This window comes from Neobacillus drentensis (genome assembly GCF_036965645.1).
In the GTDB taxonomy this organism is placed as follows: domain Bacteria; phylum Bacillota; class Bacilli; order Bacillales; family Cytobacillaceae; genus Neobacillus; species Neobacillus drentensis_D.
In genome coordinates, this window is sequence record NZ_JBALPZ010000095.1 from 41,093 (window position 1) to 50,629 (window position 9,537).

Below are 9,537 nucleotides of genomic sequence, written 5' to 3' on the forward strand. Positions count from 1 at the left end.
GGAAAAAATGAACTACTTTTTTCTCTGATCAAGGCGCTTGCGCTTTCCTTTGTGAATTTCCTATTGCCCTTTTGGGTATTTCTGGGTGATACTTAAATAACAAGGGGGGGTTTTTTTTGGATGGTTTAATTGGCTTTCTGATTAGTTTAGCATTTGCCATTTTTTTGTACATTGATGCACCCAAGCATCACAAAAGCCGCTGGCTGTGGGCTATTTTAGGTTTTATTTTCGGTCCGATTGCCTTGGGGATTTATTTTATTAAAACAGGCCGCAAGGTGGCGGGATGGATTATTACCATCTTAGCAATTATTGTCTATATTATTATCATTGTCGTGATTGCTTTAGCTGCGGCACTAATGGTCAACGGATTTTCATGAGGAAAAGGACAGGCGCCACGCCTGTCCCTTTTTTATCGATCTATGTTGTCTCTGTCATTTCTATCGATGTCATCCTCGATGATTTCTTCCTTCTTCGTGTTCAGATCTTTTGCAGGGTCTTTATCAGTGTCGGTATTTGTATCATTCTTATAGTCGTTTACATTATCGTTATCGATATGATTGTTATCAAGCATATTACCGTTATTGTCATCCCTTAGATTGTTATCGGCAGGATTTTGGATATCATTTCGAATGTTGTTATCGGTGATTGGCGCATTTTTATCATCGTTGTTGTTACAGCCGACTAAAAGTACCCCAGACAACATAGACCCAATGAGTAATTGAAAAAGCTTTTTCTTCAAGCAGAGGTCCCCTTTCGCAAATGGTTTTGCTTTATTAGCTTCCCTCTACCCGATTGTTTTTATCCGAAAAAAACGACTGAGTTCCCCCAGCCGCTGTTGTAAACTATTCCTTTTTCTCACCAAGTGCAAAGGTAATTTCTGCTTCACACGCGATTTCCCCGTCCACTGTGGCCACAGCTTTCCCTTTACCGATCGGACCGCGAAGACGAGTCATTTCCACTTCCAGGCGAAGTTGATCGCCAGGCTTCACTTGTTTTTTAAAACGGCAATTGTCAATTCCTGCAAAAAAGGCTAAGCGGCCGCGGTTTTCTTCTTTTTTCAACATCGCGACTGCCCCGACCTGCGCAAGTGCTTCAACGATAAGTACGCCAGGCATCACAGGGTATTCAGGGAAATGGCCGTTGAAGAATTCTTCATTTGCAGAGACATTTTTAATGCCGATGGCTCTTTTTCCTTCCTCAACTTCTAAGATCCGATCTACGAGTAAAAACGGATAACGGTGGGGAATAATTTCTTTGATTTGTTCGATATCCAACATTTTTTAGTACCTCCTCCTAGTAACTGATTTCATTCTACTATATAGAAATAGGAAGGGCAATTGCTCCCTTCCCAGTTATTTCTTATCGACTAAATCGATGATATGTGTCCATGTTGATTCTTTAAATATATCTCCGACATTTCCCCCGCCAAGCATTCCATATCCAACCGATGCTCCCGCTATGGCGCAGATGAAGACACTAACTACTAAAAGAACCAGACGAAGCCAGATCGGAATCAAGCGAATCCGAACTCGTTTGTTGGCTGGAGGCAGAGGTGCGGCATTTGTATTCTCTGTCGCTTTGGCTGGCTGCTGTGCCTCTTCTTTTGCCTTTTTATAGTCTTCTCTCGTTCTGACTTGTCCATTGTTTCCTGTCATTCGTTTAATTCCCCTTTAACCAAATCTCCGCTGTCTACAAATTTGGCGAGTTAATACCTATTATAACCGGTTCAATATCTTTATTATAAAAAATTATTCCGAAATACTCATTAATTTTTTTCTGGAAGCACGGGGGAAGGAGCATGGTTGGAGCATAGGGACGGTTCTCATGCTTCTTTTAGGTACCATGTCAGGTCCATGCTCAAAATACTAGGGATAAGATTATTTCCTATTATATTCATAATGGTTCCTTTCAATTGGATAGCCCCTTACATAATGGTAAAATAGTGGGAAATAAGGTTTTTGTGGAGGTTTATATGAACGTCGACGAAATAATGGAAAAGCTTGCTGAGATGGGTTCGGAGCAAACTAAAAAAACGCATATGAATCACGGGGCAAGTGGCAGCTTTTTTGGAGTGAAGGTTGGAGATTTAAAAAAGCTCGTTAAGTATGTTAAAAAGGACCAAGAGTTGGCGTTGGCTTTATATGAAACGGGAAATTCGGACGCTATGTATTTGGCAGGGCTGTCTGTTAATCCAAAATTGATGACAAAGGAAACTCTTCAAAAGTGGGTGAAAAAAGCAAATTGGTATTTGCTCGCTGAATATACAGTTGCCAGTGTGGCGGCAGAGAGTCCGCATGCAATCGAGCTTGCGCGTGAATGGATGGAGTCAGAGAAAGAAATGATTGCCGTTGCTGGCTGGAGTACATATGCCAACTATTTATCCATTACTCCTGATGAAAAGCTGGCTTTAGAGGAGATCCGCGCCCTGCTGTTAAGGGCTGAGGCAACGATCCATCAAGAAAAAAACCGAGTTCGTTATGTCATGAACGGCTTTGTCATTAGTGTAGGTGCGTATGTAACCGCTCTACATGATGAAGCGGTAAGAGTGGCTGAAGTGATTGGCAAGGTTCATGTTAATATGGGCCAAACAGCATGTAAAGTTCCTCTAGCTGTTCCCTACATCAAAAAAATAGAAGAGCGTAATAAAATTGGGGTGAAACGTAAGACTTGTATCTGCTAAAAGGAGAGCAAGGGGACGGTTCTCATGCTTCGGAAGCATGAGAACCGTCCCCTTGTTTCTGTTTTGCCCATGATTTAACCGGAGGAGCTGCGTAATGGTCAAATTGATCGATGAGTGCGTCTGGTTTTTCTGCGACAAGGATCATGGAGCGGAATTTATCTTGGAGGAATTTTTGTTCGAACATATGATCAAATAAGCTAAGCAGCGGGTCATAATAGTGTTGAATATTTAATAGGCCGCATGGTTTTTGATGTAATCCAACCTGCCCCCAAGTGAATACTTCAAAGTACTCTTCTAATGTTCCTGTGCCCCCTGGTAAAACGACAAATCCATCAGATAAATCAGCCATTTTTGCTTTCCGCTCATGCATGGTATCGACGGTAAATAATTCGGTTAACCCTGTATGAGATATTTCACGGTCGACCAGCACTTTAGGGATAACGCCAATCACTTTCCCGCCTTCTTGTAAGACCGTATCTGCGACTGCCCCCATCAAACCATTGCTGGAGCCACCGTACACCAACGTAATGTTTCGCTTTGCTAACTCTTTTCCCAATTGAATCGCGCCATCTTTGTAAGCGTCCGAAGCGCCAAAACTAGAACCGCAATAAACCGCTAACCGTTTCATGGACTTCCTCCTTTTTCTAACTAGTATATGTATACCCCGTGGAAACTAGAATCGATGCATAGTGAAGCATGGGGACGGTTCTTTTGCTTCAAAGAATACCACAAAGAGGGAGCCAAATTCTACTGTAATTTTTCCAATAAATTCCTAAATATGATAAGGATAATTTTACTATTATATTTCAAACTATTGGAGAATTTAGAAAAGGAAGGGATGAAATGGTAAGAGATTTGATCCTAATTACTTGAGGAAGGGACAATAAAAAATGAAAAAAGTCTTTGTGCCTTTGGTTAGTTTTGCTCTGTTTCTATTTATAAATTTATCTCCTGTAGCTGCAGCTGTAGTCGATTTCCGTAATATTTATGACGTTAAATCCGGAGATACATTGTGGGGAATTTCCGTTCGTTACGGTACGACCATTGATGAGCTTAAAATAACTAATGGATTACCATCGGATTTATTAATAGTTGGTCAGAAATTGTGGGTTCCTCCCGTGTATGAAGTGGTTTCTGGGGATACATTGTGGGGAATTTCAACTGCTTTTAATTCTACCGTCCAGCAAATAAAATCCGCCAATGGGCTCGCTTCTGATTTGATTCAGATTGGACAAAATTTAAAGATTCCTCAGAAAAGGTTGTCCATGCAAGGCCAGTATGTTCTGATGACAAGGGATGAATTTAAGGATTGGCTGTTTCATAACCAATTCACTAGAAAAATCGGGAAAATCCAAGAACACCACACCTATCAGCCAGCGTACAAGGATTTTAACGGTACGAACCATTTTGCGCTGTTGAAGGGTATGGAGGAGTATCATGTAACGGAAATGAAATGGAAAACGATTAGTCAGAACTTAACAACCTTTCCGGATGGAAAAGTAGCCGTTTGCCGGCCGATAAACATGGCCCCTGAAGGATCCTTTGCCTTTAATGATCCAATCGTAAGGGAAGCTATTGAAGCGGATTCGTTAACGATTGAGAATGTGGGGAACTTCGATAAAGGGGGCGACGTGATGACGGACGCTCAAAAAGAGACGATTGTCACTGTCGCCGCACTGCTAAGTATGAGGTTTGGTTTAGCTCCTTCGATTGACACGATTACGTATCATCATTGGTGGGATATGGTTACTGGGGAGAGAGTACTAGATAATAGTGCTGGACATGCTGTGAAAACCTGCCCTGGAACTACTCAATTTTTCGGAGGGAACTCGACTGATAGTGCAAGAACAAACTTTTATCCTCTAGTGAGACAGAAAATGGAAGCATTGCGAAAGTAGGAAGCATGGGGAAGCATGGGGAAGCATGGGGACGGTTCTCATGCTTCTTTTTTCATAATAAATAAGTGGTGAAAGGCATGATAAATTAGGATATGATAGACTTGCATGATCATCCTCGCAGGAACTTAACACTTTAGAACATCCTCTTTTTCTTTCAATTTTCACTTCATATCAAACCACTTTTTTCAATGAACAAACGATTTATCGCCTCGATTTTTTAGGTAATACCCCCCATTTTTCGTTTAGAGATCCAATTTTATTTTTCCAATGGCAATAAAAATTTCTGATCAAGTAAGGGATGATAGAGATGGCGCGAGTGGCGCGTGTAAAAAGCAGGAGCGGTATTTATCATGTCATGTTGAGAGGAGCGAACCAGCAGGAGATATTCCACGATGAGGAGGACTGCTTAACATTCCTTAGAATTTTGGAGACATATAAAATCAAATCAGAATTAAACATTTTTGCATGGTGTTTGATGGGGAATCATACGCATCTTCTTGTGAAAGAAGGAAATGAACCACTTTCAACTACCATGAAACGGATCGGTGTGAGCTTTGTCTCATACTATAACTGGAAGTATCAAACAAACGGACACCTTTTTCAGGACCGGTTCAGAAGTGAAAATGTGGAAGATGTAAGGTATTTATTAACTGTTGTGAGTTATATCCATCAAAATCCCGTAAAAGCGGGAATGGTAAGCCGAGTGGATGAATGGCGGTGGAGCAGCTGTCCTGGGTATTACGGTGAAAATCAGTTTGCAAAAAAGCTGGTTGATTATCATTATATACTTAAGTTCTTTTCTGAAGATTTAGCCATTGCAAAGGCTCAATTCATTGATTTCAATGAGAGATATCTTAATGTTCAATGTTTGGATGAACCTGAGAACTATAAGAGGAGATTGTCAGATGAAGAGGCGAGACTTATGATCATGGACGTGCTTGGCGGGATAGAGATTGCTCAGGTTAAGAGCTTGCCTAAGCTGCAAAGAAATGAAGTGTTCCAGGAGGTCAAAAAAATCAAGGGCCTGTCAAAACGACAGGCAGCGAGAATTTTGGGTGTGTCGGCGAGTTTGATTTTTAAGGTGTGATGGAGTGGTGAATGGGGACGGTTCTCATGCTTCCGAAGCATGAGAACCGTCCCTGTGCTCCCTTTGTCGAAAAATATTAATGTCAATAATCAGAATACATCTGATATGATAGTACTGGTATAAAATGCCTATTTAAATTTGGATACATACAAGGAGGATTCGCGTGAAAAAATACCGAATTTTGTTTTTATTTGTATTATTTTTTATCATGCTATCGACAAAGATTGATACTGTTTTTGCTTCAGTTGGAGATCGGGCTACGCCTTTTAATGCCTGGGAAAATCATAGGTTTACGTTCCAGGAATACGAGTGGGATAGTCCTAAAGTAATAGAGTTGCAACTAAAGGAAATGTACAAAGGTGAGCAGGCTAATGCTATAGTAGCTGACGAAAATATGTTTAATGAAGTACCAGCATCTGATGAAGAATGGCTTTTAATGAAGTTTAATTTAAAATATGTATCGGGACCGGAAGAACCCTTGTATGCAAGTGATGTAATCTGGACCGGACAAAGTTTTTATACAGCGAGTGGACAAAAACTTTCCCCTGAATCAGCATCATTTTCAAACGAAAGAGATGGATACGGCGAGTATGATGTGGAATTATATCCAGGTAGTCAATCCGAAGTGTGGTACGGGATACTGGTTAAAAAGACTGTTGGCTACCCATACATCAGGATAGCGAATGGGTATAACAGTTCAACTTATCAAACCATCTATAAATGGTTTTCAACCAATCCAGCGTCCTATAACCCACCAACCAATTTAAAGGCCGCCGCCACATCTTACAATAATGTCAACTTAACTTGGACAGCGGCAAGTGGGGTATCTGGATATGAGATTTATCGTTCAACCTCAAGTACTGGAACTTTTACTAAAATAGCATCTGCTACAGGTACTTCTTATAATAATTCAGCTTTAAATACAGGTACGACCTATTACTATAAAGTGAGATCCTATAAAACTGGAACGACAACCGCATATAGTAGTTTTACACCGGTTGTTTCCGTCAAACCAACACTTTCAACACCTGCCTCACCTAAAGCTGTTTCATCGGCTTATAATAGTATAAAGACAAGCTGGGCAGCAGTTAGTGGAGCAAATGGGTATGAGGTATACCGAGCTGCATCTAGTACTGGAACCTATACACTTGTAAGCTCAACCACATCAACAAGTTTTACGAACACGGGACTTTCTACTAATCAACCGTATTATTATAAGATAAGAGCTTATCGGACAGTCGGAACGATGAAAGTTTATAGCAGCTACACGACTGTGGTCTCAGCAAGACCGGTACCATCTGTACCAACTAGTTTTGCAGCAACCAGACTAAACTCAACAAGCATTAAGTTGACCTGGGGCGCCGTATCAGGAGCAAACGGATATGAGCTTTACAGATCGACATCAAGTACTGGAACCTATACTCTGCTAAAAAGTACAACTACTTTGTATTTCACTAATAGTGGATTAACAACAGGAAAAACCTACTATTATAAATTAAGAGCTTATAAGACGGTTGGCTCAACGAAGGTATATAGCGGCTGGACCTCGATTATAAGTGCAAGGCCTTAGAATATTTGCAAGGAGCAAGGGGGGAAGATCTCTTGCTCTTTTTTTAATGAGAATAATTGGTGATAGGTCTGATAAAAAAGTATATGATAGTTAGTTATGATTTTGGTGGTTTTTTGTTCTCGAGGGTCAGATTCGGATTATTATAACAAAATTATGGGCAATGTAATGGTGAAATTAGGTTATATTAGATATAATATATGGCTTAATATAGAAGAAATGGTGAATTATGAATATTTTAAAACAGAAAAAAAAGAACGTACTAAATCCTGCCCAAATCATCGTCATTTATTATCTGATCGCTGTGGCTGTTTCCACCATCTTATTAATGCTGCCGATTACACAACAACCGAATGCTAAATTGTCCTTTATTGATGCCTTATTTACGGCTGTTAGTGCCGTTAGTGTAACAGGGTTATCGACCATTGCGATTAATGAGGTACTCAGTGTTCCAGGTACATTTATTTTTGCGCTCATTTTACAATTTGGCGGTATCGGCATTATGTTTCTAGGCACGACTATTTGGCTCTTAATTGGGAGACGTATAGGAATAAGAGAAAGAATGCTGATTATGACGGACCAGAACCTCCCGACCTTCGCTGGCATCATTAAACTCGTCAGAAATATTCTTATGCTATTTCTAATCATTGAACTGGTTGGGGCGATTATGTTTGGAACATACTTTTTAAAATACTTTCCTACTTGGCAAGAAGCTTTTTTACAAGGTTTCTTTGCCTCTGTTAGTGCGGCAACGAATGCTGGATTTGATATTACGGGAGAATCGCTCGTTCCCTTTGCCCACGATTATTTTGTGTTAGTGATGACCATGGTGTTGTTAATTATAGGGGCGATTGGATTTCCTGTGCTTATGGAAGTCATCCAGTTTTTTAAACATAGAAAGAAAATTCCCTATCGTTTTTCCTTATTTACGAAAATAACGACGTTAACCTTTTTAATTTTAATCGTTGTAGGTACTATTCTGATCTATCTATGTGAATATCATCATTTTTTTGCCGATAAAACCTGGCATGAATCTTTCTTCTATTCACTTTTTTATTCCGTGTCTTCTAGGAATGGCGGGCTTAATACGATGGATGTTAATGAGTATTCGACTCCTACGCTGCTGATTTTAAGCATTCTTATGTTTATCGGGACCTCTCCAAGTAGTGCGGGAGGAGGAATAAGAACGACTTCGTTTGCGATTATGTTATTAAGTATCTATTATTTTGCTAATGGAAATACCACGATAAAAGTTTTTAAGCGAGAGCTTGTCATGGAGGACGTCATCAAGTCCTATATCGTCATAGCAACTGCGATGATGCTCTGTTTGGTTAGTACGATTATTCTGCTGATCTTGGAACCGAGTTTTTCTTTAATGGAGATCATATTTGAAGTGTCTTCTGCTTTCGGAACGGTTGGGTTTTCCATGGGAATCACTGAGGAATTAAGTACTATGGGGAAAATTATGATTATGATTTTAATGTTCATTGGGAGAATTGGTATTTTTGCCTTTTTATTAATAATAGGGGGTAAACCCATTAAAACTAATTATCAATACCCAAAAGAGCGAATCATTATTGGCTAATTTAAATCTTTTTTTTCAGAGCTTGATGCCGTTCAACATTAATAGAAGCCTATCCGTTCATGAGCGGATAGGCTTTTATATTTCGGCTATAAAATTCTTAAGGTATATATTGTTGGGTAATTTTCGTTACCACACCATTTTTTATTTCGATATGATAAGGAATCTGATGGCGTTTATCTTGCTGTTTCAAAAAGGTGATAAACTGACTTCTAGTTACTTTTTCGTTCCATTTAATAGAGTATAAATTTCGTGTCTGGAGAACATATTGGGCATCTTTTGAAATGGTAAAGGTGCGTATCTTCGGGTTTACGTTTCGAATCCAGTATCCATCCGGTGCATGATCCATTTCTTTCTTGCAGTTACAGTCTTTTAAAAATTCTCTATCAGCGTCCTTGCCGAAATACCATTGGATATAGTCAAATTTCCCCACCCATTTACCATGTTCATATGTAAAGGATGTAATATAGGTGGGTGCTTTTTCAGTTATGGGCTTGTTGGTAACCTTTGTTGTTGCGGATGCTTTTGAAAGCGTGGAGGGTAATAAAAGCAAAGTAAAAATCATTAGTACAGAAAAGAATAGCTTCATTAATTTTTGTATCTTCATGTATAATTCCCCCTCTTTAATACTTGTCTACAGTTAAAATATAATGGGTCTGCCTTAAAAACGGTGTCGATATAGGAGATACTAGTAAAATATTTTTTTGCTTTAGATAATAGTTA

The 9,537-nt window shown here is 39.6% G+C and carries 11 protein-coding genes; 6 read left to right on the top strand and 5 right to left on the bottom strand.

What is annotated here, in order from left to right; all coding sequences use genetic code 11:
- Positions 1-116 precede the first annotated feature (116 nt).
- Positions 117-377, top strand: a complete 261-nt coding sequence (locus tag V7266_RS18580; protein WP_335469804.1) for a hypothetical protein — start codon at positions 117-119, stop codon at positions 375-377.
- A 32-nt stretch (positions 378-409) separates the two neighbouring features.
- Here V7266_RS18580 and V7266_RS18585 read toward each other — a convergent pair whose 3' ends face one another.
- From V7266_RS18585 to V7266_RS18595, 3 genes are all read right to left on the bottom strand, one after another.
- The gene (locus V7266_RS18585; RefSeq protein WP_335469805.1) at positions 410-700 is read right to left on the bottom strand and encodes a hypothetical protein; all 291 of its coding nucleotides are present in this window, start codon (positions 698-700) and stop codon (positions 410-412) included.
- Positions 701-842: 142 nt separating this feature from the next.
- Positions 843-1,277, bottom strand: coding sequence for a 3-hydroxyacyl-ACP dehydratase FabZ (fabZ, locus tag V7266_RS18590; protein ID WP_335469806.1), 435 nt, complete (start codon positions 1,275-1,277; stop codon positions 843-845).
- A gap of 75 nt (positions 1,278-1,352) precedes the next feature.
- Positions 1,353-1,655, bottom strand: coding sequence for a DNA-directed RNA polymerase subunit beta (locus tag V7266_RS18595; RefSeq protein ID WP_335469807.1), 303 nt, complete (start codon positions 1,653-1,655; stop codon positions 1,353-1,355).
- Between the two features lie 317 nt (positions 1,656-1,972).
- Between V7266_RS18595 and V7266_RS18600 the strand changes: the two genes are divergently transcribed.
- Complete coding sequence (locus tag V7266_RS18600; protein ID WP_335469808.1) at positions 1,973-2,680, top strand: DNA alkylation repair protein; 708 nt, start codon at positions 1,973-1,975, stop codon at positions 2,678-2,680.
- Positions 2,681-2,702: 22 nt separating this feature from the next.
- Here V7266_RS18600 and V7266_RS18605 read toward each other — a convergent pair whose 3' ends face one another.
- A complete protein-coding gene (locus tag V7266_RS18605; RefSeq protein ID WP_335469809.1) occupies positions 2,703-3,308 on the bottom strand; it encodes a TIGR00730 family Rossman fold protein in 606 nt (201 codons plus the stop codon).
- A 262-nt stretch (positions 3,309-3,570) separates the two neighbouring features.
- On the opposite strand from V7266_RS18605, the gene V7266_RS18610 reads away from it, so the two are divergent.
- The 4 genes from V7266_RS18610 (at position 3,571) to V7266_RS18625 (ending at position 8,817) form a co-directional block, all read left to right on the top strand.
- Positions 3,571-4,578 (top strand): LysM peptidoglycan-binding domain-containing protein, encoded by a 1,008-nt coding sequence (locus V7266_RS18610; protein ID WP_335469811.1) that lies wholly within the window; start codon positions 3,571-3,573, stop codon positions 4,576-4,578.
- Between the two features lie 307 nt (positions 4,579-4,885).
- A complete protein-coding gene (locus V7266_RS18615; RefSeq protein WP_335469812.1) occupies positions 4,886-5,665 on the top strand; it encodes a transposase in 780 nt (259 codons plus the stop codon).
- 163 nt (positions 5,666-5,828) lie between these two features.
- Positions 5,829-7,235: a fibronectin type III domain-containing protein gene (locus tag V7266_RS18620; protein ID WP_335469813.1), complete on the top strand. Its 1,407-nt coding sequence runs from the start codon at positions 5,829-5,831 to the stop codon at positions 7,233-7,235.
- Positions 7,236-7,461: 226 nt separating this feature from the next.
- Positions 7,462-8,817, top strand: a complete 1,356-nt coding sequence (locus V7266_RS18625) for a TrkH family potassium uptake protein (RefSeq protein WP_335469814.1) — start codon at positions 7,462-7,464, stop codon at positions 8,815-8,817.
- Positions 8,818-8,914: 97 nt separating this feature from the next.
- On the opposite strand, the gene V7266_RS18630 is transcribed toward V7266_RS18625, so the two are convergent.
- Entirely contained in the window at positions 8,915-9,421 is a 507-nt protein-coding gene (locus tag V7266_RS18630) for a hypothetical protein (protein ID WP_335469815.1), read from the bottom strand.
- Positions 9,422-9,537 lie beyond the last annotated feature (116 nt).